We start from the raw sequence: 24,770 nt of genomic DNA on the forward strand, positions 1-24,770 counted from the left end.
TAGGCATCTCGCACGGGGTGCAGGGGACCACGGTTCCCTGCACCCCGTCCGCTGTCCGGGCGGTTAGCCTAGGGAGGTGCCGAAACTGTTCGAGAAGATGCTGCGCGCCGGTGAGAAGACCGCGTTGCGCCGGCTGGAGACCATCGCCAAGCAGGTCAACGCGCTCGAGGAGGACTTCGAGGGACTGACCGACGCCGAGCTGCGCGAGGAGACCGACAAGTTCAAGGCGCGGCTGGCCGACGGGGAGTCCCTGGACCGGCTACTGCCCGAGGCGTTCGCCGCCGTCCGGGAGGCGTCCAAGCGCACCATCGGCAAGCGGCACTTCGACGTGCAGATCATGGGTGGGGCCGCCCTGCACCAGGGCAACGTCGCCGAGATGCGCACCGGTGAGGGCAAGACGCTGGTGGCGACTCTGCCCTGCTACCTCAACGCCCTGACCGGCAAGGGCGTGCACGTCATCACGACCAACGACTACCTGGCGCAGTACCAGTCCGAGCTGATGGGCCGCGTCCACCGTGCCCTCGGCCTGGAGACCGGCTGCATCCTGTCCTCGATGACCCCGGCGCAACGCCGGGAGCAGTACGCGATGGACATCACCTACGGCACCAACAACGAGTTCGGCTTCGACTACCTGCGCGACAACATGGCGTGGTCGCTGGCCGACCTGGTGCAGCGCGAGCACCACTACGCGATCGTCGACGAGGTCGACTCGATCCTCATCGACGAGGCGAGGACCCCGCTCATCATCTCCGGTCCGGCCGACGCCGCGACCAAGTGGTACACGGAGTTCTCCAAGCTCGTCGGCCGGCTCGAGCGGGGCGAGGCCGGTGACCAGATGCGCGGGATCGAGGCCTGGGGCGACTACGAGGTCGATGAGAAGAAGAAGACCGTCGGCGTCCTGGAGCAGGGGATCGCCAAGGTCGAGGACTACCTGGGCATCGACAACCTCTACGAGTCGGCCAACACGCCGTTGATCGGCTACCTGAACAACGCGATCAAGGCCAAGGAGCTGTTCTCGCGCGACAAGGACTACGTCGTCATGGACGGCCAGGTCATGATCGTCGACGAGCACACCGGCCGCATCCTTCCCGGCCGCCGCTACAACGAGGGGATGCACCAGGCGATCGAGGCCAAGGAGGGGGTGGACATCAAGAACGAGAACCAGACACTGGCCACGGTGACGCTGCAGAACTACTTCCGGATGTACGACAAGATCTCGGGCATGACGGGCACCGCCCAGACCGAGGCGGCCGAGCTGCACTCGATCTACAAGGTGGGGGTCCTGTCCATCCCCACCAACCGCCCGATGATCCGCAAGGACCAGCCCGACCTGGTCTACCGGACCGAGGAGGCCAAGTTCAAGGCCGTCGTCGACGACATCGTGGAGCGGCACCGCCGTGGCCAGCCGGTCCTCGTCGGCACGACCTCGGTCGCCAAGTCGGAGTACCTCTCCGAGCAGCTGCGCCGCCAGGGGGTGCGGCACGAGGTGCTGAACGCCAAGCATCACGAGCGGGAGGCCTCCATCGTCGCCGAGGCCGGGCGCAAGGCGGCGGTGACCGTGTCCACCAACATGGCCGGCCGAGGCACGGACATCATGCTGGGCGGCAACCCCGAGTTCCGGGCCGTGTCCGCGCTGTCTGCGCGGGGGCTGGACCCGCACGAGACGCCCGAGGAGTACGAGGCGGCGTGGGACAAGACCCTCGCCGAGGCCGAGGCCGCCGTCGCCAGCGAGCACGATGAGGTGACCGACCTCGGCGGCCTGTACGTGCTCGGCACCGAGCGGCACGAGTCCCGGCGGATCGACAACCAGCTGCGCGGCCGTGCGGGACGCCAGGGCGACCCCGGTGAGAGCCGGTTCTACCTGTCCCTGCAGGACGACCTCATGCGCATGTTCAACGCGGGCATGGTCGACCGCGTCATGTCCAGCACGGGGGTGTCCGACGACGTCCCCATCGAGTCCAAGCTGGTCTCCCGCTCCATCGCCAGCGCCCAGTCGCAGGTCGAGGCCCAGCACTTCGAGACCCGCAAGAACGTCCTGAAGTACGACGACGTCCTCAACCGGCAGCGCGAGGTCATCTACGCCGAGCGCCGCAGCGTGCTGGAGGGGCAGGACCTGCACGAGCAGGTGCGTCACTTCGTCAACGACGTCGTCGCCGACTACGTGCGCTCCGCGGCCGGTCTGGGTCTGGCCGACGGCATCGACCTCGAGTCCCTGTGGGAGGACCTCGGGCGGCTCTACCCGGTCCAGATCACCGTGGACGAGGTCGTCGCGGCCGCCGGCGGACGCAACGCCGTGAGCGCCGACCTGCTGGTCGAGCAGCTCACCTCGGACGCGCAGCACGCCTACGACCAGCGCGAGGACGCGGTCGGACCCGAGCTGATGCGTGATGTCGAGCGGCGGGTCCTGCTGCAGGTGCTGGACCGCAAGTGGCGCGAGCACCTCTACGAGATGGACTACCTCAAGGAGGGAATCGGTCTGCGGGCTATGGCTCAGCGCGAGCCCCTGGTGGAGTACCAGCGCGAGGGGTACCAGCTCTTCCAGGCGATGATGGAGGCGATCAAGGAGGAGGCCGTCCGCTTCCTCTTCCACGCCGAGGTCAAGCCCACCGAGCCCGTGGCACCCCGGCCGCAGGAGCAGCTGACCTTCGTCGCTCCGACCGAGGACGGGTCGGCCGAGGCCCGGCGGGTGCGTCCCGACGGCAGCCACCCCGATGGCGCGCCGGCGCAGCCGGCCGCGGCCGGGGACGCCGATCAGGGCGGGAGCAACCGCGCCCAGCGTCGTCGGGCCCAGCGCGCCCGCTGACCAGCCGGTGGGGGTGGGTGCGGCTGATCAGCCCAGTTCCCAGGCGGTGATCAGCCACCGGCCGTCGACACCGCTCATCCGCATCGCCAGCGCGCGGACCCTGCCGTCGGCCTGCACGACCGCCGCCACCTCGCAGACGCCGTCCGCCGGAAAGCTCGTCCGCAGGGTGCGGACGACCGGAGGCCGACCGGTGCGTCGGCCGCGCCGTCGCGCTAGCAGCCCCCGCCGCTGGGCCCGCTCCCGGATCTCCGGCACAACCCATCTGCTCAGCTGGTCGGGGGAGCGGCTGCCCTCGTAGGCCTCCAGCACCGCCCTGATCATCCGCCCGGCCCACTGACCCGCCTCGGGCAGGTCCGGGGTCGAGGTCGCCTGGGGACCGAAGAAGCTGTCGTCGTGCTGATGGCGCAGGTCCACGGCCAGGCAGCCCTGCACGTAGCGGGGCGCGGAGGCCGGTTCCGGAGGGCTGTCCCAGTCCTGTCCGTCCGCGGCGGGCTCGATGGACGGCGCCGGCAGTACCCGCAGCACCCTGGGCGCCTGCGTCCTGGCGGCGGCGGCGGACCGGGCGGCCGCGGCGCTCATCGACCGGCCCCTGCCGGAACGACCAGGACCTGGCCGGGGAGCAGGTGGTCCGGGTCGTCCCCGACCACCTCGCGGTTGGTGTCGTACCAGCGTGGCCACGCCTCGGCGACGTCGGCGTCGGTGGCGTGCACCCCCAGATGGCGGGCGGCGATCGACCAGAGCGAGTCGCCCCGGTGGACCACCACCTGCTCCCGGCCCGGGCCGGGAGCGGCAGCGGTGCGCGCCGGAGACGTCGTGACAAGGTCCACGCTGGCGGAGCCCGCGCCCGAGCCGCCGTTGGTCCTGGACGGCTCCGGGGTCGGGGTCCACCCCGGGACGGGCACCGCCGCCACGTCTGGCACGCCCTCCTCCGCGTCTGGTACGGCGGCCTCCGCGTCTGGTCCGGCCGCCTCCGCGTCTGCTCCGGCGGCCTCCGAATCCGCGCTGAGAGGCGGGTTCGCGGTGGAGACCGACGTCGTCGTCCTCCCTCCTCCCGACGCGTCCATGGGGTAAGGCTGCGCGGTGCCGGTCGGCTCGTGGCGCACCTGGCCCGTCGGGGGCCCGTCCGGGGTGGCCTGCGCGGCCGACGGGCCGAGGCTGATCGTGGCGGCGGCCAGCAGGACGGCCGTCACCCGGGACACCGGGCCGCCGGTGCCCGGGCTGGGACGCGCGGCCGTGGTATCCGACAGCACGTGCCCACCTCGCGGGACCGGTATGCCGCTTCCGTCCCGCTCGGGCTTCAGGGGGCCACCGAGCAGCGGGACGGTGGCCGCGGCCAGGACGACGACCGCCCAGGAGGACAGCGCGGCCGCGGTGGCCGTGGCCACGAAACCCACCGCTCCGTCCAGGGGGACCTGGCCCGGACCCGGCCACTGGTCGACCGATGCCCTGACCAGCCACCCCGTCAGCGCCGTCGTCGCCCCCGTGCCCACCGCCCCCAGGACGGCGGCCCGCCGCTGTGCGTTCATCGATCCTCCTGCATGTATCTGTTTGCGGACGTTTGCGTCTGGTTGAGAACGATAGAGGTGCACGACGAAGATCGCAATCGGTGAGCCGCCGGACCTGTGGACGACGCGTCTGCCCTCGGAGGAGGGCGACCGCTTCTGGGGACGCCACGACCGGGAAGCCGCCCCTGGCTGGCACGATGCAGCCATGCGGTGGGACGACCTGTTCGAGGACCTCGGGGCACAGCTCGAGCTGATGGAGCGTCAGGAGCTGGCGGCCGAGACGGCCGAGCACGTGCGTGCCGAGCGTGGGCGGGTGCGGCTCACCGACCGGCTCGTGGCGGGGACCGAGGAGCCGCTCCGGCTGCGGGTGCGCGGCTGCGGATGGCTCGAGGCGCGCCTGCGGGACGTGGGGACCGACTGGCTCCTGCTGGGGCAGGGAGGAGGACAGCAGCCGGGGCAGGAGCTGATCGTGCCGACGGCGGCGGTCACCGCCGTGGAGGGTCTGACGCGCCGGGCGGACGTGGGCGAGGCGGTCGGGAGCCGGCGGTTCGGGCTGCGCCACGCGCTGCGGGCGGTCAGCCGCGACCGGGCGGTCGTCCGGTTGCACGACGTCGACGGCGACCACGTGACGGGCACCCTGGACCGGGTGCTCGCCGACCACTGCGACCTGACCCGGCACGCCGACGACGAACCCCGGCGGCCGTCGGCCGCCCGCGGTGTCCTCAGCGTCCCCTACGCCGCGCTCGCCCTCGTCCGTCGGCTGTGACCCCGACCGGTCCTCACTGGTCGACGGTCCCCTGCCGGATCGCGTCGCGGGTCTGGTCGTACATCCGCTGGATGTAGGCCTCCAGCTCGGTGTTCTCCACCCGCCACACCCCGCGCCCGCCCAGCTTGATGCCGGCCAGCTCGCCCGAGCGCACCAGTGCCTTCACCTGCGACAGCGAGACGTTGAGGGTCTCGGCGACGTCGGTGAGGGTCAGGAAGCGGGGGGTGGCCACGAAGGGTCCTTTCGTCGGTCTTGACCGAGATTTTACGGTTCCCTGGCCCACCCTTGACCGCCCTGTGGACAACAATGGCTGCCGCGTCCCCGGGCTGGGTACCGTGGGACGCCGCCGCAGCACGTCGCAGAAGGGGAACCCCGTCATGCCCAAGACCACGCCGGTCGCCGATCCGGCCGAGCCTCGGCGGGTGCGCCGCCTGGAGCGTCCCGGCTGGCGCGACCTGCGTCTGGTGGTCGGGGTCCTGCTCGTCCTGCTCTCCGTGGCGGGCGGGGTCCGGCTCTTCGCCTCCCTCGACGACACCACCCCGGTGTATGCCGCCACCCGCGACCTGCTGCCCGGTCAGGCCGTGCGCGCGGACGACGTCGTCGCGGTGCCGGTGCGCATGGAGGATCACCTCGGCCGCTACGTCGACGGCTCCGCCCCGCTGCAGCCCGGCACCCACCTGCTGCGTCAGGTGCAGGCCGGGGAGCTCGTGCCCGCCGCGGCGCTGGGAACCGCCCGGCAGGCCCTCGACAAGACCGTGAGCGTGCCGGTCGACGTGGCCGCGGCCAGGACCCTGACCACGGGCACCGTCGTCGACGTCTGGGTCAGCCGACGAGACCCCGACGCCGTGGGGGAGGAGTACCTGGACCCGGAGCGGCTCCTGGCGGGGGCGGTCGTGGACCACGTGCCCGCCGCGAGCTCGGGCCTGGGTGCCGGGGTGGGCCGGACCGCGGTGCAGGTGGTCGTCCCTGCCGACCGGGTGGGGGAGCTGATCGCCGCCGTCGACCAGGGGTCGCGCACGACGCTCGTCCCGGCTCCCCGGGCCACCTCGGAGCAGGGGGTGACCCAGCCCCTGGTGACCGCGGTCGCCCCCCGGTGGGAGGTGGGACTGGCCGGGGCCTTGTCCCGGTCCGCGCACGTCCGGGTGGTCCGGCGCTGCGCCGACGTCGCCGAGCTGGTGGGGGTGGTCTCGGCCGGTGTGGGTCGGGTCGTGGTCGTCTCCAGCGACCTGCGGGGCCTGGACCGGCCGGTCATCGACACGCTGGCCGCGCAGGACGTCCTCGTGCTCGGCGTCCACCCTCCGGGTGACGAGGCCGCCGAGCGCCTCCTGCGACGGTGGGGCGTTCGCGTCACCGCTCCCGCGGACGCCGCGGTCGCCGAGCTGGACCGGGCCGTGGCGCAGCTGCTCAGCCCCGAGGAGGGCCGGTCCTCCGGGACACCGGCGCGTTCCAGGACTTCCGCGTCCGCCGGGAACGACGCCGCGCGCCACGACGCCGCGCGCCACGACGCCGCGCGCCACGACGCCGCGCGCCACGACGCCGCGCGCCACGACGCCGCGCGGACGACGACGGTGCTGGGACGGACGCCGCCGCAGCGTCGGGTCCGGCGGCACCCGGAGCGCCGGGGCCTCCACCAGCCGGACAGCCCGCCCGTGGGACGGAGACCGTGGGGCACGACCCGCAGGACGAGAGGGACGAGACCCCCCTGCTCGGGTGGCCGCAGGGCGACGCACGTCGGGACGAGCAGGACCTGCCTCCCGGGTCCGTGGGGTCAGGCCTCCAGGGAGGGTTCGGGGACGAGAACGGGGAGGAGGACGGGCCCGGGGGCGAGGACGAGGACGCGGACAGGCCCGGGGGCGAAGACGCGGACGGGCACGAGGAGGGCGAGATCGTCGTCGTCTGGGGCCCGGTCGGCAGCAGCGGCCGGTCGACGGTGGCGGCCAACCTGGCCGCCGAGCTGGGTGACCCGTTGACCCCCGTCGTCCTCGTCGACGCGGACACCTACGGCGCCAGTCAGGCCCAGCTCCTGGCCGTCCTGGACGAGGTGCCGGGCGTGGCCGCCGCCGCTCGAGCTGCGGACCAGGGGAATCTCGACCGGGACGTGCTGGCCCGCCTCGCCCCGGAGGTACGTCCCGGGCTGCGGCTCCTGACCGGCCTTCCTCGGGCCGACCGGTGGCCCGAGCTGCGCGACGTGGCCCTCGCGGACGTCCTGGAGCAGTGCCGCCGGCTGGCGCGCTGGACGGTGGTGGACGTCGCCCCGCCGCTGGAGCAGGACGAGGAGCTCTCCTTCGACACCCTCGCACCGCGCCGCAACGGCGCCGCGCTGACCGCCCTCGAGACGGCCGACCGGGTGGTGGTCGTGGGCACCGGCGACCCCGTCGGGCTGCAGCGCCTGGTCCGGGGACTGGACGAGCTCGCCACGCGTACGGTGGCGCCGCGGTCGGTCGTGGTCACCCGCGTGCGCCCCGGCCCGGTCGGTCCCGACCCCGGTCGCCGCATCCAGGAGACCCTGGCCCGGTTCGCGGGCACCGGGCCCGTGCACCTGGTCCCGGAGGACCAGGACGCGCTCGACGCCGCCCTGCTGCACGGTCGCGTGCTCGCCGAGGTACGTCCGCGCAGCGCGGCCCGGACCGCCCTGGTCGAGCTGGCGGACACGGTGGCCGGACGCGAGCCCCAGAGCCGGCGCGAGCGTGCGTCCCTGCGCACCCGCAGCTGGCTGGGCCGGCGGCTGGCGCCCGCCTGACCGGACTCGGCGCCGCCCAGGGCCGTCTGACACGATGGGAGGGCGCGCGCCGCTGCGTGCGCGGAAGGGAGACCGCATGACCACGGTGCGCTGCTACGTTCCGCTCGACGCCGACGAGCTCGCCCGGCTCCACACCGACCGGCGCCTGTCCGGTCCGCGACCGGGGTATGCCGTCACCGGGCCGGTCCGTGAGGCGGACACCTCGGGCGACCAGGAGGAGTGGGAGTACGCCGCTCTCCAGGAGGCGGCTCGTGCGGTGCGCGACGGCGGTTCTCCCGTCGTCGTGGCGGCGGTCGACCTCACCGCCGACCAGGTGGACGCCACCGCGCCGGACGGTGCCCGGGTCCAGGTGGGCGACGTCGACCTGCCCCGGGTCGCGGCCCTGCATCTGGGCGACGACGTGGTCACCGGCGATCCGGCCGCCCTGCAGGACCAGGACGAGGAGCTCGAGCTGTCCTGGTACGACACGACCGAGATCGCCCACGTCGTCGAGCTGGCGCGGGCGTGCGCGCCGGTCCCCGACGACGCCCCTGACGCCGACTGAGGCGTCGACCAGCCCCGGGCAGCACGGCGTCGCCGACGACGCCCGACCGCCCGCCGACGAGAGCGAGGACACCCACCATGGATGCCATCATCAACGTGCCCGACCCGGTCAACGAGCCCGTCCTGACCTACGCGCCCGGAAGCCCGGAGCGCGCCGAGCTGGAGGTGGAGCTGGCCAGGATGGCCTCCACCCCCGTGGACCTGCCGCACGTCATCGGCGGCCGGGCCGTCACCGGCGAGGGCCAGGCGATCGACGTGGTGCAGCCGCACGCCCACGGTGAGGTGCTGGGGACCCTGCACGACGCCACCGAGAAGGACGCGGCCGCCGCGGTCGACGCCGCCCTGGCCGCGGCCGCCCCGTGGCGGGAGCTGGACTTCACCGACCGCGCCTCGGTGATGCTCAAGGCCGCCGACCTGCTCGCCGGACCCTGGCGGGCCCGCGTCAACGCGGCCACCATGCTGGGGCAGAGCAAGACCGCCCACCAGGCCGAGATCGACTCTGCCTGCGAGCTGGCCGACTTCCTGCGCTTCAACGTGCACTTTGCCCGTCAGCTGCTGGCCGAGCAGCCGGTCACGAGCTCGCGCGGCACCTGGAACAGGATCGACCAGCGTCCGCTCGAGGGGTTCGTCTACGCGGTGACCCCGTTCAACTTCACGGCGATCGCGGGCAACCTGCCGACCGCGCCGGCCCTCATGGGCAACACCGTGGTCTGGAAGCCGGCGACCACGCAGACGCGCGCCGCCCACGAGCTCATGGGCCTGTTCGCCGCCGCCGGGATGCCCGACGGGGTGCTCAACATGGTGACCGGTCACGGCCCGGCGGTCTCGGACGTCGTGCTGAACCACCGCGACCTCGCCGGGATCCACTTCACCGGTTCGACGGCGGTGTTCAACAGCCTCTGGAAGCAGGTGGGCGACAACCTGTCCACCTACCGCTCCTACCCGCGCGTCGTGGGGGAGACCGGGGGCAAGGACTTCGTCGTGGCCCACCCCAGCGCCGACGTCGAGGTCCTGCGGACCGCCCTCGTGCGCGGCGCGTTCGAGTACCAGGGGCAGAAGTGCTCGGCCGCCTCCCGCGCCTACATCCCCGCCTCGGTGTGGGAGCGGCTGCGGGACGACCTGGTGCAGACCACCGAGTCCCTGCCCGTCGGCGACGTGCGCGACCTGTCCAACTTCATGGGCGCCGTCATCGACGACCGTGCCTTCGCCAAGCACCGCAAGGTGCTCGAGGCGGCGCACGCCGACGACCGTGTCGAGGTCGTCGCCGGCGGCACGTGTGACGACGAGGTGGGGTACTTCGTCCGGCCCACCATCGTCGTCGTGGACGACCCGGAGCACGAGATGCTCACCACCGAGTACTTCGGACCCATCCTGTCCGTACACGTCTACCGCGACGAGGACTGGGACAGCATGCTGACCCAGATGGAGTCGGTGGCCGAGTACGCCCTCACCGGCGGAGTGATCTCCCAGGACCGGGCCGCCGTCGCGGAGGTGACCCGCCGGCTGCGCTTCGCGGCGGGCAACTTCTACATCAACGACAAGCCCACCGGCGCCGTGGTCGGCCAGCAGCCCTTCGGCGGGGCGCGCGGGTCGGGCACCAACGACAAGGCCGGCTCGGCCGCCAACCTGCAGCGCTGGATCAGCACCCGCGTGATCAAGGAGACGTTCGCGCCGCCCAGCGACCACCGCTACCCGCACATGGGCTGAGCCCTCACCCCGCGTCGGCCACCGCTACCCGCACAGGGGCTGAGCCCTCACCCCGCGTCGGCCACCGCTGCCCGCACAGGGGCTGAGCCCTCACCCCGCGTCGCCACCGCTACCCGCACAGGGGCTGAGCCCTCACCCCGCGTCGGCCGCCAGCCACTCCCGGGCGACCTGCTCCTCCAGGCGCACCACGTCGCTGATCTGGGGGGCCACCGCGGCCTCGATCCTGCGGCCGAGGAAGGGCACGTTGGCCTCCAGGTCGCCGTCGACGACGTGGTCGGTCGTCCCCTCGGCCTCGCCACGGCGCAGGTGCACGCCGCCGATGAAGTGGACCGGCAGGCCGGGCATCTCCAAGGACATCGCCCCCTCCCGCTCCCCGTCCGCGTCGGCGGCGCCCCAGCGCACGGTCTCCACGACGAGCAGCTGTGGCCCGACGAAGGGGCGGACCATGTCGGGCAGGTCACCGGTGGGCAGGTGGCGACGGGTGGTGACCACGGTCGCCTCCCCGTCCTGCTCCACCGTGACGGTCTGGTCCAGGGCTCCTGAGCGCTCGGCCCGCAGGTCCTGGTAGCCGCGGTCGCACAGCATCTCGAAGGTGCGACGGGGATCGGCGGGGTGCACGACGGTCTCGGTGATCCTCATACCGCTCAACCTAGACCCTGCAACCGACGCTGCAGCGCGTGCAGCCGGCGCAGCACCACGCCCTTGTGGGCGAGCGTGAGCCGACCGGTGCGGTCCAGGTCGGCGACCTGGTCCACCAGTTCGGCGAGCTCGGTGCACACCGAGCCCGCCCCGCCGGCCCAGGGAGCCGGCGACCCCTCGAAGGTGGGAGCCACCCGGCGGAGCGAGGCGGCCGCGGCCCGGCAGGCGGCGTGGTCGACCGGGCGGGGCGACCCTCCGATCGCCCCCACGACCGTCGGTCGGGGAGAGGGGTGCGCGGCGCCGTCGGCCAGGTCGACGAGCAGGTGGGCCAGCGCGTCCACCAGCCCGTCGCACAGACCGGTGGCCTCCGGCCAGCCCAGGTCGGCGGTGGCGGTCTGCAGGTCGTCCACGGCGAGCAGCACCGCCTCGCTCCGGCCCTCGTCCACGGGAAGAAGGTCGGGGTCGGCGGGCTGCGGCGACCGTCCGGTGGTCCGACGGGGCATGGGGGCCACTGTAGGGGCCGGGTGCCCTCCCGCGGGCGCGTCGTCCCCAGGGAGCCGCCCTCGCTGCCGGGGGTAGGGTGGCCGTGGGCGCACACCGCCGTGCGCGAAGGCTGAGCGACCAAGGAGTGCTTGAGCAGATGTCGTCCTCGGACACGCTGACCGACCGGTTCTACCACCACGCCCCCGACGCGACCGCGACGCGGTCCCCCGACCAGCTGGCCGCCGCGGCCCGGTCGGTCGCCGCACTGAGCGCGGGACGCCCGGACGGAGAGGCGGCCGTGCGCGTGTTCAACCCCTCTCCGGAGACCGACGGGTGGAGCAGCCGGCACACCTTCGTCGAGGTCGTCAACGACGACATGCCCTTCCTCGTCGACTCCGTCCTGGGGGAGATCAGTCGTCACGGGCTCGGGGTCCACCAGCTCTTCCACCCCCCAGATGGTGGTCTCGGAGGAGGACGCCTCGGTCCTGGACCTCGACCTGCGGGACGCCGGGCCGGGGCAGCGGGCCGAGTCCTGGATCCTCGTCGAGGTCGACCGGGTGCCGGAGGAGGAGGAGCGCAGAGCGCTCCAGGAAGATCTGCGCAGCGTCCTGGTGGACGTGCGCAAGGCCTACGAGGACTGGGGCCACATGCGCCAGCGCGCCCGGGCGATCATCGCCGAGCTGGAGATCTCCCCGCCCCGCACGGTCGACCAGGACACCGTGCGACCGACCGTGGACTTCCTCAGCTGGCTCGACGACCACCACTTCACCTACTTGGGCTACCGCGCCTACGACCTCGTCGAGGAGGAGGACGCGGCATACCTGCGGTCCGTGCCGGGCAGCGGACTGGGGATCCTGCGGGACCGCCCAGGGGCCGAGGCGACGATGAGCCAGCTGCGGCCGGAGGCCGCCGCGACCGCCCGTGAGCCGCGGCTGCTGACGATCACCAAGGCCAACACCCGCGCCACCGTGCACCGGTCGGTGCCCCTGGACTACATCGGCATCCGGCGGTTCGACGACCAGGGGCGCGTCGTCGGTGAGCAGCGCTTCCTGGGGCTGTTCACCCAGAGCGCCTACGCCGAGTCGACCACCCGCCTGCCGATCGCCGCCCCCAAGGTCAAGCGGATCCTGGAGGCCAGCGGCTACGCGCCCGACAGCCACTCCGGCAAGGACCTGCTCGGGGTGCTCGAGGGCTACCCGCGCGACGAGCTCTTCCAGGCTCCCGAGGACTACCTGCGGGAGACCTCCGAGGACGTGCTGCGGCTGCTGGAGCGTCCCGAGGCCAAGGCCTACGTCCGCCGCGACGAGTTCGGACGCTTCGTCAGCGCGCTCGTCTACCTGCCGCGCGACCGCTACAACACGGCCAACCGGCTCAAGGTGCAGCGACTGCTGGAGAAGACCTACGGCGGGGAGATGTCCGACTACGCCACCCGTGTCGGCGACGGGCCGCTGGCCCAGCTGCACTTCATGATCCGGCTGCCCAAGGACCGTCCGGCCCCCGAGGTCGCGCCCGAGGAGCTGCAGCGTCAGCTCGTGGCGGCGACCCGGACCTGGACCGAGAGCCTCACCGACGCGGTCACCGAGAACGTCGACGACGAGAGCACCGTCGGCGACCTGGTCGCCCACTTCGCCGGCGCCTTTCCCGAGGCCTACAAGGAGGACTTCGACGGGCGGGCCGCCTACTTCGACATCGCGCGGCTCGCGGAGCTGGCGGACTCCTCGGTCTCGGTCCGTCCGCACCTGTACCGCGAGAGCGAGGACGACGCCCAGGAGCGGCGGATGAAGGTCTACCGCACCGAGGAGATGTCGCTGACCGACGTGCTGCCGGTGTTTGCCGACCTCGGGCTGGAGGTCACCATCCAGCGGCCCTACGTCCTCGACGGACCCAAGATCACGACGAGCTACGTCTACGACTTCGGTCTGCGCGCACCCTCGGAGGAGGTGTGGACCGGGCGCGGAGGACGGTCGGAGGACGAGGTCGCCGCCGCGTTCGAGGACGCGTTCACCGCGGTATGGAGCGGGGCGGCCGAGTCCGACCAGCTCAACTCCCTCGTGCTGACCGCCGGTCTCGACTGGCGCCAGGTGGTGATCCTGCGCACGCTGGTGCGCTACCTGCGCCAGGTCGGTGCGTTCAGCCTGGACTACATCGAGGAGGCCCTCGTGGCGAACCCGGTGGTCGCCGGGCTGCTCATCGACCTCTTCGCCGCCCGGTTCGACCCCGACGCCGACCTCGGGGAGGAGGAGCGGGCGTCCAGGGTCGAGGAGCTGCAGACCCGGATCGTGGAGGAGCTGGACGACGTCTCCAGCCTGGACCAGGACCGCATCCTGCGCGCCCTCGTCGCCGTCGTCGGGGCCGCGGTCCGCACCAACTTCTACCAGCGGGACGAGGACGGCCAGCCCAAGGCACGCGTCTCGGTCAAGCTGCTGCCCCGTGAGCTGCCCCTGCTTCCCGAGCCCCGGCCGGCGTTCGAGATCTGGGTCTACGCCCCCCGCGTGGAGGGTGCCCACCTGCGCTTCGGGGCCGTCGCGCGCGGCGGTCTGCGCTGGTCGGACCGTCGCGAGGACTTCCGCACCGAGGTGCTGGGGCTGGTGAAGGCGCAGATGGTCAAGAACGCCGTCATCGTGCCGACCGGGTCCAAGGGGGCGTTCTTCGCCAAGCAGCTGCCGGACCCCTCAGCGGACCGCGAGGCCTGGCTGGCCGAGGGCAAGGCCGCCTACACCACGTTCATCTCGGGCCTGCTGGACATCACCGACAACCGCGAGGGGGATGAGGTCGTGGCACCCGACCGGGTGCTGCGCTACGACCAGGACGACCCCTACCTCGTCGTGGCCGCGGACAAGGGGACCGCGACGTTCTCGGACCTGGCCAACTCCGTCGCCCGCGAGTACGGCTTCTGGCTGGACGACGCCTTCGCCTCGGGCGGCTCGGCCGGGTACGACCACAAGGAGATGGGCATCACCGCCCGCGGCGCCTGGGAGTCGGTCAAGCGGCACTTCCGCGAGCTGGGCCTGGACACCCAGACCGAGGACTTCACCGCCGTCGGGATCGGCGACATGGGCGGCGACGTGTTCGGCAACGGGATGCTGCTCTCCGAGCACATCCGGCTGGTCGCCGCCTTCGACCACCGGCACATCTTCCTGGACCCCGACCCCGACGCGGCGAGCTCCTTCGCCGAGCGCCGCCGGCTCTTCGAGCTGCCGCGGTCGAGCTGGGAGGACTACGACACCAGCCTGCTGAGCGAGGGTGGCGGGATCTACCCCCGGACGGCCAAGTCGGTCCCGGTCAGCGAGCAGGTGCGCGAGCGCCTCGGGCTGCCCGAGGGGACGTCCAGCCTGACTCCGCACGAGCTGCTCCGTGCCATCCTCGCGGCCCCGGCCGACCTGCTCTGGAACGGGGGCATCGGCACCTACGTCAAGGCCTCGACCGAGAGCCATGCCGACATCGGCGACCGGGCCAACGACGCCATCCGGGTCGACGGCCAGGACCTTCGGGTGCGGGTCGTCGGTGAGGGCGGCAACCTCGGGATGAGCCAGCTGGGCCGGATCGAGGCCGCGCTGCACGGCGTGCACATCAACACCGACGCCATCGACAACTCCGCCGGTGTCGACAGCTCCGACCACGAGGTCAACATCAAGATCGCGCTGACCCCCATGGTCGCCGACGGGTCGATGACGCTGGAGGAGCGCAACACGCTGCTGGAGTCGATGACCGAGGAGGTCGCGGCCAAGGTGCTGCGGCACAACTACGAGCAGAACGTGCTCATCGGCAACGGCCGCAGCCAGCGTGAGGTGATGGCTCCGGTCCACCAGCGGCTGATCGGCTACCTGCAGGAGACCGCCGGTCTGGACCCTGCCCTGGAGTTTCTGCCCGGGCGCAAGGAGTGGTCCCGCCGGGAGCGGGAGGGACTGGGCCTGACCAGTCCCGAGTTCTCGGTGCTCGTGGCCTACGCCAAGCTGGGCCTGAAGGACGCCCTCAACGACAGCGAGCTGCCCGACGACCCGGCGCTGACCGGGACCCTGCTGGGTTACTTCCCCGGCCCGCTTCAGGAGGTGGCCGGGGACCGGCTGCAGGCCCACCCGCTGCGCCGCCAGATCGTCGTCAACGAGATCGCCAACGCGATGGTCAACCGGGGAGGGGTCAGCTTCGCCTACCGCGCCGCCGACGAGACCGGGGCCACCCTGACCCAGATCGCCCGCGCCTTCCACGTCGTCCGCGCCGTCTTCGACATGAACGCCTTCATGGCCCAGGTCGAGGAGATGGACAACCAGGTCGACACCGACACCCAGACCGAGCTCTACCTGGAGTTCCGGCGCCTCATCGACCGTGGCGTGCGCTGGTTCCTCAACAACCGGTCGCTGAGCAGCCGGATGGAGCAGGAGATCGAGCACTTCGCCGGCCCGGTCCAGTCGCTCGTGCCGGTGATGGACGAGCTGCTGCAGGGCACCGAGCGCGACCGGTGGCAGGAGCGGGTGGACTGGGCCACCAAGCGCGGAGTCCCGCAGGAGCTCGCCCACGCCTACGCCTCGTTGCTGGACAGCTACTCGCTGCTGGACGTCACCGAGCTGGCGATGGACATGGACAGGGACGTGCGGGAGATCGCCGAGATCTACTTCGGGGTCTCCGAGGCCTTCCGCCTCGACGACCTGCTCACCCACGTCTCCAACCTGCCCCGGATCGACCGCTGGTCCTCGCTGGCCCGCGGGGCCATGCGCGACGACATCTACGGAGTCATGCGCGGGCTGTCGCGCACGGTGGCGGAACGGACGACCCCCGGGTCGGACTCCGTCGAGCGGGTCGAGGAGTGGATGGCCGAGCACCGCGACGCCCTCGTGCGCACCAGCCAGGTGCTGCGGACCGTCGGGGAGATGGACCAGCCCGACCTGGCGCCCCTGTCCGTCGCGCTGCGCACGCTGCGCGGCCTGGTCCGGCAGGGGTCGGCGACCGACTGACGAGGGACGCCCGACGGGCGCCCGCGGCTCCGGCCCACGGGCGGAGCCGGGGGTGCCCGGTGCCGGGTCGGGGCGCCCGGGCCGGCCGGGGTCCGGCGCTGGCCGGGGTCTGCGCGGCGGTAGGGTGCGCACGTGCCCACGCTGCGCGACACGCTCTCCCGCGCCTCGATGTCCGACGCCGACGTCGACTGGCTGCACCGGCTGGTCGGAGACTGGCAGATGGTGGCCGACCTGTCGTTCGCGGACCTCACGCTGTGGATCCCGGTCGAGCTGGACGACCACGACGACCCCTACCTGTCCCCGTGGTTCCTCGCGGCGCACGCGCGCCCGACCACCGGGCCGAACTTCTACCACGACGACGTGATCGGACAGCCCCCGACGGCCGAGCGGCAGCGCTGGCTCACCCAGGTGCTGACCTCCGGCCGGGCGGTGACGCCCGACGAGATGGGCTACGTGCGGGAGCAGTATGTCCCGGTCGTGCGCCGGGGGCGCACCATCGCCGTGCTCGTGCGGCATACCGACCTGCAGAACATGCGCCAGCAGGGTGGTCTGGAGGTCAACTACCTGCAGATCAGCCAGCAGCTGTTCAGCATGATCGCCGAGGGTGCCTTCCCGGTGGAGGGTGGCGCCACGGGCGTGGGTCGGGGCACGCCCCGGGTGGGGGACGGGGTGGTCCGGCTCACTGCCGACGGTCTCATCGACTACGCCAGCCCCAACGCGGTCTCGGCGCTGCGCCGGCTGGGGCACACCGACCAGGTGAACGGCGCCGACCTGTCCCGGATCGTCACCGACCGGCTGGTCGAGGGCACGCACATGGACGAGACGGTGCCGCTGGTCCTGACGGGCCGGGCACCGTGGGGGACCGAGATCGAGACCTCGGGGATCAACCTGACCCTGCGGGCGGTGCCGCTCACCCGGGGCGGCACCCGGCTGGGCGCGCTGCTGCTGCTGCGCGACGTCTCCGAGCTGCGCCGGCGGGAGCGCGAGCTGATCAGCAAGGACGCCACCATCCGCGAGATCCACCACCGGGTGAAGAACAACCTCCAGACGGTCGCCGCGCTCCTGCGCATCCAGTCCCGCAGGCTGGACGACCCCGCCGCCCGGGAGGCGCTCGCGGAGGCCGGCCGTCGGTTGTCCACCGTGGCCCTCGTGCACGACACGCTGAGCCAGGGGTTCTCCGAACAGGTGGACTTCGACGAGGTCGCCACCCGCATCCTGCGGGCCACCGTGGAGGTCGCCGCGACCCGCACGGTCGTGGCCACCGAGCTGAGGGGCACCTTCGGATCGCTGCTCGCCGAAGACGCGACCCACCTGGCGATGGTGCTGGCCGAGCTGGTGCACAACGCGGTCGAGCACGGCTTCGAGGAGCACCGCGACGCCCCGGCGGAGCAGGCCCCGGCCGAGGTCGCCCGCCCCCGGGTCGTGGTCGAGGCCCGGCGACGGGCCCAGGTGACGGGACCGGGGGAGATCGTCGAGGTCACCGTCTCGGACAACGGGGCGGGCCTGACACCCGATGAGGTCGGGCCCGGCGGCCCGGGGCTCGGGATGCAGATCGTCCAGGCCCTCATCACGGACCTGCGCGGCACGATCGCCTGGGAGAGCGCGGAGCCGCACGGGACCGTCGTCCGGTTCACTGTGCGGCTGAGGAGTGCTCCCGCGGCCTGAGGGGTCGGCGCTTGAAGGGTCGCGGTTTGAGTGGTCGGTGCTTGAAGGGCCTTGAAGGGTCGCGGCCTGAGTGGCCGGTGCTTGAGGTGTCGCGGCCTGAGTGGCCGGTGCCCGCGGCCTGGGAGTGCTAGGTCCGGGGGTTCGACCCGCAGGGGTCGGCTACGCCGGAGGGGCCGGCTCAGCCGGCGCGGCGGGCGCGGGCCTTGCGCCGCTTGAGTGCGCGGCGCTCGTCCTCGGAGAGGCCGCCCCACACGCCGGCGTCCTGGCCGGTCTCCAGGGCCCACTTCAGGCAGGTGTCGATGACCGGGCAGGTCCGGCACACGGCCTTGGCCCCCTCGATCTGCTGCAGCGCAGGACCGGTGTTGCCGATCGGGAAGAACAGCTCCGGGTCTTCGTCCAGGCAGGCTGCGCGATCGCGCCAGTCCATCAGTCGTGCTCCTTGGGTCGCCGTCGGTGCAAAGGTCTCGCCCCGGACCGGCTCGGGCCTCGCCGGTCAAGGGACGATACTGCTGCGTATCTCTTGCCTGCGAGCGCACCCGGGAGGGCCCACGTCGCGTCTGACCGTGCCAACGCCGTGGTCGAGCACAGTGTTCCCATACTCCCAGAGGTATCAGCGCCCGCACAAGGGTCTGGTCCAGGTTCGTTCCCCTGCAGGGGTGAGGCGTCCCTCACACCCAGGAGCCCGCTGCGTAGGCTGGGCAGGCCCCGTCCCGACCATGATCAGGAGTCGTGCACATGCCCCAGGACCACCCGCTCGCCATCGTGGGGGCCCGTGTCGTCCCCGTCTCCGCCGACCCCGTGGAGGACGGCGTCGTGCTGCTGCGCGAGGGCCGCATCGAGGCGGTCGGCACCCGGGAGCAGGTGCCCGTCCCCGGGGACGCCGAGGTCGTCGACGCGGCCGGCGGCTGGCTTCTGCCGGGGCTCGTCGACGCCCACGTCCACCTCGGCGTGTGGGAGGAGGGCGAGGGCTGGGCCGGGCAGGACACCAACGAGATGACCGACCCGGTCATGGCCGCAGCGCGGGCCATCGACGCGATCAACCCCCGCGAGCAGGGCTTCGACGACGCGCTCATGGGCGGGGTGACGACCGTCAACGTCAACCCCGGTTCGGGCAATCCGATCGGCGGCCAGGCGGTGGCGCTGAAGACCTACGGGCGCTACGTCGACGAGATGGTGCTGCGCAACCCCGCCGGGGTGAAGTCGGCCCTGGGGGAGAACCCCAAGCGGGTCTACGGCGAGCAGAAGAAGACGCCTTCGACGCGGCTGGGCGTCGCGCTGGTGCTGCGGACGGCCTTCGAGGCGGCCCGTTCCTACCGGGCCCGCAGGGACGCCGCGGACGGCAAGCCGGTCGACACCGACCTGGTGAGCGAGATCCTCGTGGCGGTGCTCGACCGCGAGATCCCGTGGCGCCAGCACTGCCACCGCGCCGACGACATCGCGACCGCGCTGCGCCTGGCCGACGAGTTCGGCTACGAGCTCGTGCTGGACCACGGCACCGAGTCCTACCTGCTCGCCGACGTGCTCGCCGAGCGGCAGGTGCCGGTGCTCTACGGCCCGCTCATCGTCAGCCGGTCCAAGGTCGAGGTGCGTGAGCGCTCCTTGGCCGCACCGGGGATCCTGGACCGTGCGGGGGTGCCGGTGTCGATCATCACCGACCACCCGGTCGTGCCGATCGAGTACCTCATCACCCAGGTCGCGCTCGCCGTGCGTGAGGGGATGGGCCGCCACGCGGCGCTGCTGCGCGCGGTGACGCTCAACCCGGCGAGGGTGCTGGGCGTCGACGACCGGGTCGGCTCCCTCGACGTGGGCAAGGACGGCGACGTCGTGCTGTGGTCCGGGGATCCGCTCGACCTTCAGTCACGGGTGTTGCGCACCTGGGTCGACGGGACCGAGGTCTACTCCTGGGACGCCGAATCGGGCGCAGGGACGGTGCGTCCGCGCGGCTGACGGCCGTCACCTGGCGCCGTGGGCACCCCCGGTGGCTGTGCTGGGCCGCCACCGGGGGGACCGCGCTGTGCACCATCCGCGTCCTGGCACGCGACTCGCCGCAGCGGACACGGCACGGTGCGCGACACGCCGGGACGGACGAGCCGTCATGCCGGGGCGTCGTGCTGAGCGTCCTGCCCGTCAGTGGGCCTCGGTGACCCGCCCCGGGTGGGTGGGGGCCAGGACGCAGTCGGGGCACAGGCCGTGCTCCGGCAGGTGGTAGAAGACGCAGCACCCGGTGCGCAGGAAGGCCGCCTCGGCGGGGTCGTGCCCCGGGACCTCCGTGCCGACCCCGGCCGGCAGGTCTGACGCCGGCACCAGGGCGCCGCCGGCCCGGACGGCGGGGTCGGCCAGCAGCAGCCGGCCCAGCTCGGCGACCCGTCCGGCGACCTCCGGACGGCGGCCACCGAGCACCCGCAGGGCCCCGACGAGGCTCGACGTGCTGTTGCTGACGAGCACCCGCTCGGGCGTCCGGCCGGTCTTGGCGCACGCCTCGTGCAGATCGTGCAGGGAGGAGGCCACGACCGTCTTACCGATCCGCCGCGCCGCCTCCTCGGGAGAGGTCACGGCATACCCGTGGTCCGCGTCCCGGACCCCGAGGGGGACAGAGCCGCGGTGCACGGGGCTGGCCAGCAGGGAGGCGGAGGACAGGTCGGGCACCCAGGAGTGCAGGACCGCCGAGGCGAGGACGACCGACCACAGCCTGGAGGCCAGTCCGACCTGGACGGCGGAGACCGCCACCTTGGGGTCGAGCTCGCCCACCGGGATGCCGGCGCCGTCGGCGAGGAGGGTGCGCACCGCGTCGAAGCGGGGCTCCAGCGCCGGGCCCGACAGCACCTGTGCCCACGGGACGGCGTCGCTCCCCTGCGGGGGCGGGGCCGCGAGGGCGAAGAAGCCGCCGAGCCCGTCCAGCGTCCGGACGAGCCCGGCGGCCTGCGGCGCCGGTGGCGTCGAGGTCACGTCCTGCGGGCCAGCACCGCCCGGGCGGCGGCGAAGCGGGCGATCGGGACGCGGAACGGCGAGCAGGACACGTAGTTGAGGTTCAGCTCCTCGAACAGGTCGATCGAGGCGGGGTCACCACCGTGCTCACCGCAGACGCCGAGCTTGAGGTCGGGCTTGGTCGCACGGCCGCGCTCGGCGCCGATCTGCACCAGCCCGCCCACTCCGTCCTTGTCGATCGACTCGAACGGGTTGGACGGGATGACCTCGTCGGAGACGTAGGCCGACAGGAACCCGCCCTCGGCGTCGTCCCGGCTGATGCCGATCCCGGTCTGGGTCAGGTCGTTGGTGCCGAAGGAGAAGAAGTCGGCGTGCTCGGCGATCTGGTCGGCCACGATCGCCGCCGCGGCAGCTCGATCATCGTGCCCACGTGCACCTCCAGCTGCTCGCCGGCAGCCTCGAGCTCGTCGGCGACCGTGCGGTCGACGATCTCGCGCTGGACCTGCAGCTCCTTGGCGTAGGCGACGAGGGGGATCATGATCTCGACCGTGGCCGTCTCGCCCTCGCGCTCCTTGACCGCCAGCGCGGCCCGGACGATCGCCCGGGTCTGCATCTCGGGGATCTCCGGGTAGAGCATCGCCAGGCGGCACCCGCGGGTGCCCAGCATCGGGTTCTGCTCGTGCAGGCGCTTGACCTGGGACAGCAGGGTCCGGGCCTCGGAGAGCTGGTCCTTGTCACCGTCGGTGAGCTCCAGACGCTGGACCAGCAGGGACTGCTCGACCAGGTCGGGGAGGAACTCGTGCAGCGGAGGGTCGAGCAGCCGGACGGTCACCGGCAGGCCCTTCATCTGCGTGAAGATCGCCTCGAAGTCCTCCTGCTGCATCGGCAGGATGGCCTCGAGGGCCTCGGCACGCTCCTCGGCGTCGTCGGCCAGGATCATCCGCCGCACGGCGGGGAGCCGGTCGGCGGCCATGAACATGTGCTCGGTGCGGCACAGGCCGATGCCCTCGGCGCCGAGCTCGCGGGCCTTGGCCGCGTCCTCGCCCGTGTCGGCGTTGGCGCGCACCCCCAGGCGGCGGATCTCGTCGGCCCAGCCGACGATCGCGCTGAAGTCCTCGTTGATCTGCGGCGGCACCAGCTCGAGCGCCTCGCCGTAGACCTCACCGGTGGATCCGTCGAGGGTGATGACGTCGCCCTCGGCGAAGACCGAGTCCCCGACCGAGAGGGTCTTCTCGGTCGTGTTGATGCGGATGCCCTGGGCGCCGGCCACGCAGGGCTTGCCCATGCCACGCGCGACCACGGCGGCGTGGGAGGTCATGCCTCCGTGGGCGGTGAGCACGCCCTGGGCCACGATCACGCCGTGGATGTCGTCGGGGGTGGTCTCGTAGCGGACCAGGACGACGGCCTCGCCGGCCCGTCCACGCTGCTCGGCGGTGTCGGCGTCGAAGACCACCGCACCGACCGCCGCGCCGGGGGAGGCGGGCAGTCCCTTGGTCACCGGCTTCTTGCCGTGGTCAGCGTCGATCGCCGGGTGGAGCAGCTGGTCCAGCTGCTCGGGTGCGATCCGCTGCAGCGCCTCCTCGCGGGTGAGCACACCCTCCCCGACCATGTCGCGGGCCACCTTCAGCGCGGCCGCGGCGGTGCGCTTGCCGTTGCGGGTCTGGAGCAGGTAGAGCGTGCCCTCCTCAACCGTGAACTCGATGTCCTGCATGTCCTTGTAGTGGCTCTCCAGGTCGTGCATCGTCTGCACGAGCTGGGCGTAGGCCTCGGGGAGCACCTGCTCCATCTCGGAGAGCTCGCGCGGGGTCCGGATGCCGGAGACCACGTCCTCGCCCTGGGCGTTGACGAGGAACTCGCCGTAGAGCTCCTTGCCGCCGGTCGAGGGGTTGCGGGTGAAGCAGACGCCGGTCGCCGAGGTCTCGCCGCGGTTGCCGAAGACCATCTGCATGACGTTGACGGCCGTGCCCAGGTCGTCCGGGATGGCGTTGGCCTTGCGGTAGACCCGGGCGCGGGGGGTGTCCCAGGAGCTGAAGACCGCGTCGATGGCGCCCCGCAGCTGTTCGCGCGGGTCGGCGGGCAGCTCGCGGCCGAGCTCGCGGCGGGAGACGTCCTTGAAGGTGGCGACGAGCTCCTTGAGGTCGTCGGTGGACAGGTCCGTGTCCTGCGCGACGCCGCGACGGGCCTTGAGCGAGGTCAGCTCGTCCTCGAACAGGTGCGGGGGCACACCCTCGACGACCTCGCCGTACATCTGGAGGAAGCGGCGGTAGGAGTCCCAGGCGAAGCGGGGGTTGTCGGCCTCGGCGCCCAGCGCCTCGACGGTCTCGTCGCTGATGCCCAGGTTGAGGATGGTGTCCATCATGCCGGGCATGGAGAAGACGGCCCCGGAGCGGACCGAGAGCAGCAGCGGCTTGTCGGCGCTGCCCAGGGTGCGGCCGGTGCGCTCCTCCAGCCGGGCCAGGGCGGCCAGGGTGTCGTCCCACAGGCTCTCCGGCCAGTCCCCGGAGTTCTCCATGGTGGCCACGCACGCGGCGGTGCTGACCGTGAAACCGTCCGGAACCGGGATGCCCAGGCGCTTCATCTCGGCCAGGTTGGCCCCCTTGCCGCCGAGCAGGGTCTTCATGCCCGCGTTCCCCTCGGACATGTCGTAGAGGTACTTGACCTGGTCGTTATCGCTCATGCTGGCGTGCTCCGCTCTGTGCGTGGTTCCGGAGCGTCCTCGCCCCGTCTACACTCGTCGACCCTAGCGTGGGCCGGTCAGCCTCCGGCAGCCGCCTCCCGCCGCTTCTGGACCACCTCGATGACCCGTCCGGCCGCCTCCTCCAGGGCCAGGCTCGTCGTGTCGATGACCGGGCAGCCCAGGCTGCGCTGGATGGCGGTCACCTCGTCCAGCTCGTCGAAGATGTGGGCCAGCTCGGTGTAACCGTCCCGCTGGACCGCCCGGCTCCCCATCGTCCGGACCCGGCGGGTGCGGATCTGGGCGAGCCGCTCGGGGTCGATGGTCAGACCGACCACCTTCCACCGCTGCACGTCGAAGAGCTGCGTAGGTGCCGGGATCCCGGGGACCAGGGGGATGTTGGCGGTCTTGTAGCCCAGGTAGCCCAGGTACATCGACAGCGGCGTCTTGCCCGAGCGGCTCACCCCTACGAGCACGATGTCGGCCTCGCGCAGGTGGTTGGACAGGTTGCCGTCGTCGTTGGCGATCGAGAACTCCATCGCCTGCACCCGCTTGAAGTAGTCCTCGCCGACCCCGACCGGACGGACGACCCGCTCGGGATCCTGGCCGGTGGCCTCGCGCAACGCCCCCACGGCCGGCTCCAGCAGGTCGGCGTGCGGCAGCGAGCGCTCGGTGCACAGCTGGGTCACGAGGTGCCGCAGCCCCTCGTCCACGACGGTGGAGAAGACGACCGTCCGGGCCCGGTCCGGATGCATCCGGGCGAACGCGTCGTGCAGGCCCTCGGCGGAGGACTGCCGCGGGTGACGGATGATCCGCACGTCGTAGCCCACGTACTGCGCGGCAGCGGCCCGGGCCACCCGCGCGGCGGTGTCGCCGGTGGAGTCGGCGATGATGTGGACCTCGATCGGGGTGTCCGGCATGGCCGACATCGTAGGGGTCCGCGGTCGGTCGGGGTCGTCACGGGACCGGGGTGCGGTCGGACAGGGGCGTCACGCCGACCGGGGTGCGGTCGGACGGGGTCGTCACGCGGACCGGGGTGCGGTCAGACGGGGTCGTTCCGCTCGCCGGGGGACGGGGCGCCGCTGGTGCCCTCGACGTCGGCGGGGAAGGCGTCGCCCTCGTCGGGGATCGAGCCGGGCTCGGAGGTCAGGGTCGCCTGCTCCTGGACCTCGGCGGGGACCGTGGCGTCCGCGAGGTGGACGGGGCCGTCGTGCTCGGCCTCGACCTGCTCGGCGGTCGTCGTCCCCGGGTCCTCGTCCCCCTGGGTGCCGCCGAAGCTGCCGCCGACGAAGGTGCCCTCGGACGCGTTGTCGGAGGGCTGGTCCGGGGTGCTCGTCTGCTCGTCCATGGAGGCCAGCCTGCCCCGGTGGC

Annotated in this window: 18 protein-coding genes and 2 pseudogenes; 10 read left to right on the plus strand and 10 right to left on the minus strand. The window is 72.6% G+C overall.

Annotated elements, in window-relative coordinates; translation table 11 throughout:
• Window positions 1-76: 76 nt before the first annotated feature.
• Complete coding sequence (secA, locus tag ACQ95T_RS05205) at window positions 77-2,803, plus strand: preprotein translocase subunit SecA (protein WP_425939928.1); 2,727 nt, start codon at window positions 77-79, stop codon at window positions 2,801-2,803.
• Between the two features lie 27 nt (window positions 2,804-2,830).
• Here the strand turns inward: secA and ACQ95T_RS05210 are convergent, their stop codons facing one another.
• Together ACQ95T_RS05210 and ACQ95T_RS05215 are read right to left on the minus strand one after the other, a co-directional pair.
• On the minus strand, window positions 2,831-3,382 hold the full coding sequence (locus ACQ95T_RS05210) for an Rv3235 family protein (RefSeq protein ID WP_425939929.1): 552 nt from the start codon (window positions 3,380-3,382) through the stop codon (window positions 2,831-2,833).
• Window positions 3,379-4,329, minus strand: coding sequence for a LysM peptidoglycan-binding domain-containing protein (locus tag ACQ95T_RS05215; RefSeq protein WP_425939931.1), 951 nt, complete (start codon window positions 4,327-4,329; stop codon window positions 3,379-3,381). Before ACQ95T_RS05215 ends, ACQ95T_RS05210 begins: the two co-directional genes overlap by 4 nt.
• Window positions 4,330-4,513: 184 nt before the next feature.
• Here ACQ95T_RS05215 and ACQ95T_RS05220 point away from each other — a divergent pair, with 184 nt between their 5' ends.
• Window positions 4,514-5,074, plus strand: coding sequence for a hypothetical protein (locus ACQ95T_RS05220; RefSeq protein ID WP_425939933.1), 561 nt, complete (start codon window positions 4,514-4,516; stop codon window positions 5,072-5,074).
• A gap of 13 nt (window positions 5,075-5,087) precedes the next feature.
• On the opposite strand, the gene ACQ95T_RS05225 is transcribed toward ACQ95T_RS05220, so the two are convergent.
• A complete protein-coding gene (locus tag ACQ95T_RS05225; protein ID WP_425939935.1) occupies window positions 5,088-5,306 on the minus strand; it encodes a helix-turn-helix domain-containing protein in 219 nt (72 codons plus the stop codon).
• A gap of 145 nt (window positions 5,307-5,451) precedes the next feature.
• Here ACQ95T_RS05225 and ACQ95T_RS05230 point away from each other — a divergent pair, with 145 nt between their 5' ends.
• From ACQ95T_RS05230 to pruA, 4 genes are all read left to right on the plus strand, one after another.
• Complete coding sequence (locus tag ACQ95T_RS05230) at window positions 5,452-7,044, plus strand: hypothetical protein (protein ID WP_431473603.1); 1,593 nt, start codon at window positions 5,452-5,454, stop codon at window positions 7,042-7,044.
• Window positions 7,005-7,814 (plus strand): AAA family ATPase, encoded by an 810-nt coding sequence (locus ACQ95T_RS05235; RefSeq protein WP_431473604.1) that lies wholly within the window; start codon window positions 7,005-7,007, stop codon window positions 7,812-7,814. The genes ACQ95T_RS05230 and ACQ95T_RS05235 overlap by 40 nt, the downstream gene beginning before the upstream one ends.
• A 76-nt stretch (window positions 7,815-7,890) precedes the next feature.
• Window positions 7,891-8,358, plus strand: a complete 468-nt coding sequence (locus tag ACQ95T_RS05240) for a DUF6912 family protein (protein WP_425939940.1) — start codon at window positions 7,891-7,893, stop codon at window positions 8,356-8,358.
• A 77-nt stretch (window positions 8,359-8,435) separates the two neighbouring features.
• Window positions 8,436-10,064, plus strand: a complete 1,629-nt coding sequence (gene pruA / locus ACQ95T_RS05245; protein WP_425939942.1) for an L-glutamate gamma-semialdehyde dehydrogenase — start codon at window positions 8,436-8,438, stop codon at window positions 10,062-10,064.
• A 132-nt stretch (window positions 10,065-10,196) separates the two neighbouring features.
• Here pruA and ACQ95T_RS05250 read toward each other — a convergent pair whose 3' ends face one another.
• On the minus strand, window positions 10,197-10,703 hold the full coding sequence (locus ACQ95T_RS05250; RefSeq protein WP_425939944.1) for a DUF2505 domain-containing protein: 507 nt from the start codon (window positions 10,701-10,703) through the stop codon (window positions 10,197-10,199).
• A 5-nt stretch (window positions 10,704-10,708) separates the two neighbouring features.
• The gene (locus ACQ95T_RS05255) at window positions 10,709-11,206 is read right to left on the minus strand and encodes a hypothetical protein (RefSeq protein ID WP_425939946.1); all 498 of its coding nucleotides are present in this window, start codon (window positions 11,204-11,206) and stop codon (window positions 10,709-10,711) included.
• A gap of 137 nt (window positions 11,207-11,343) precedes the next feature.
• On the opposite strand from ACQ95T_RS05255, the pseudogene ACQ95T_RS05260 reads away from it, so the two are divergent.
• The 3 genes and pseudogenes from ACQ95T_RS05260 to ACQ95T_RS05270 all read left to right on the plus strand — a co-directional run.
• Window positions 11,344-11,580 (plus strand): annotated as a pseudogene (locus ACQ95T_RS05260) (hypothetical protein); the annotation flags it as partial.
• 61 nt (window positions 11,581-11,641) lie between these two features.
• Entirely contained in the window at window positions 11,642-16,135 is a 4,494-nt protein-coding gene (locus ACQ95T_RS05265) for an NAD-glutamate dehydrogenase (protein WP_431473605.1), read from the plus strand.
• Between the two features lie 132 nt (window positions 16,136-16,267).
• Complete coding sequence (locus ACQ95T_RS05270) at window positions 16,268-17,800, plus strand: sensor histidine kinase (protein WP_425939950.1); 1,533 nt, start codon at window positions 16,268-16,270, stop codon at window positions 17,798-17,800.
• Window positions 17,801-17,978: 178 nt separating this feature from the next.
• Here ACQ95T_RS05270 and ACQ95T_RS05275 read toward each other — a convergent pair whose 3' ends face one another.
• Window positions 17,979-18,227 (minus strand): WhiB family transcriptional regulator, encoded by a 249-nt coding sequence (locus tag ACQ95T_RS05275; RefSeq protein ID WP_431473606.1) that lies wholly within the window; start codon window positions 18,225-18,227, stop codon window positions 17,979-17,981.
• 308 nt (window positions 18,228-18,535) lie between these two features.
• Here ACQ95T_RS05275 and ACQ95T_RS05280 point away from each other — a divergent pair, with 308 nt between their 5' ends.
• Window positions 18,536-19,747: an amidohydrolase gene (locus ACQ95T_RS05280; protein ID WP_431473607.1), complete on the plus strand. Its 1,212-nt coding sequence runs from the start codon at window positions 18,536-18,538 to the stop codon at window positions 19,745-19,747.
• 180 nt (window positions 19,748-19,927) lie between these two features.
• Here the strand turns inward: ACQ95T_RS05280 and ACQ95T_RS05285 are convergent, their stop codons facing one another.
• From ACQ95T_RS05285 to ACQ95T_RS05300, 4 genes and pseudogenes are all read right to left on the minus strand, one after another.
• Window positions 19,928-20,746 carry a (2Fe-2S)-binding protein gene (locus ACQ95T_RS05285; protein ID WP_425939953.1) on the minus strand — a complete coding sequence of 273 codons (819 nt, stop codon included), beginning with the start codon at window positions 20,744-20,746 and terminating at the stop codon, window positions 19,928-19,930.
• Window positions 20,743-23,402 (minus strand): annotated as a pseudogene (gene ppdK / locus ACQ95T_RS05290) (pyruvate, phosphate dikinase). Before ppdK ends, ACQ95T_RS05285 begins: the two are co-directional and overlap by 4 nt.
• Before the next feature lie 77 nt (window positions 23,403-23,479).
• Window positions 23,480-24,319: a pyruvate, water dikinase regulatory protein gene (locus ACQ95T_RS05295; protein ID WP_425939957.1), complete on the minus strand. Its 840-nt coding sequence runs from the start codon at window positions 24,317-24,319 to the stop codon at window positions 23,480-23,482.
• Between the two features lie 122 nt (window positions 24,320-24,441).
• Window positions 24,442-24,747, minus strand: a complete 306-nt coding sequence (locus ACQ95T_RS05300; RefSeq protein ID WP_425939958.1) for a hypothetical protein — start codon at window positions 24,745-24,747, stop codon at window positions 24,442-24,444.
• Between the last annotated feature and the right edge of the window lie 23 nt (window positions 24,748-24,770).

Source organism: Ornithinimicrobium carbonis, from assembly GCF_050703245.1.
In the GTDB taxonomy this organism is placed as follows: Bacteria; Actinomycetota; Actinomycetes; order Actinomycetales; family Dermatophilaceae; genus Ornithinicoccus.

Excerpts from the sequence above, each read along its gene's own strand:
- ACQ95T_RS05210 (WP_425939929.1), bottom strand. The coding sequence starts at position 3,382 with ATGAGCGCCGCGGCCGCCCGGTCCGCCGCCGCCGCCAGGACGCAGGCG.
- ACQ95T_RS05215 (WP_425939931.1), bottom strand. The coding sequence starts at position 4,329 with ATGAACGCACAGCGGCGGGCCGCCGTCCTGGGGGCGGTGGGCACGGGG.
- ACQ95T_RS05220 (WP_425939933.1), top strand. The coding sequence starts at position 4,514 with ATGCGGTGGGACGACCTGTTCGAGGACCTCGGGGCACAGCTCGAGCTG.
- ACQ95T_RS05230 (WP_431473603.1), top strand. The coding sequence starts at position 5,452 with ATGCCCAAGACCACGCCGGTCGCCGATCCGGCCGAGCCTCGGCGGGTG.
- ACQ95T_RS05240 (WP_425939940.1), top strand. The coding sequence starts at position 7,891 with ATGACCACGGTGCGCTGCTACGTTCCGCTCGACGCCGACGAGCTCGCC.
- pruA (WP_425939942.1), top strand. The coding sequence starts at position 8,436 with ATGGATGCCATCATCAACGTGCCCGACCCGGTCAACGAGCCCGTCCTG.
- ACQ95T_RS05250 (WP_425939944.1), bottom strand. The coding sequence starts at position 10,703 with ATGAGGATCACCGAGACCGTCGTGCACCCCGCCGATCCCCGTCGCACC.
- ACQ95T_RS05255 (WP_425939946.1), bottom strand. The coding sequence starts at position 11,206 with ATGCCCCGTCGGACCACCGGACGGTCGCCGCAGCCCGCCGACCCCGAC.
- ACQ95T_RS05265 (WP_431473605.1), top strand. The coding sequence starts at position 11,642 with ATGGTGGTCTCGGAGGAGGACGCCTCGGTCCTGGACCTCGACCTGCGG.
- ACQ95T_RS05275 (WP_431473606.1), bottom strand. The coding sequence starts at position 18,227 with ATGGACTGGCGCGATCGCGCAGCCTGCCTGGACGAAGACCCGGAGCTG.
- ACQ95T_RS05280 (WP_431473607.1), top strand. The coding sequence starts at position 18,536 with ATGCCCCAGGACCACCCGCTCGCCATCGTGGGGGCCCGTGTCGTCCCC.
- ACQ95T_RS05295 (WP_425939957.1), bottom strand. The coding sequence starts at position 24,319 with ATGCCGGACACCCCGATCGAGGTCCACATCATCGCCGACTCCACCGGC.
- ACQ95T_RS05300 (WP_425939958.1), bottom strand. The coding sequence starts at position 24,747 with ATGGACGAGCAGACGAGCACCCCGGACCAGCCCTCCGACAACGCGTCC.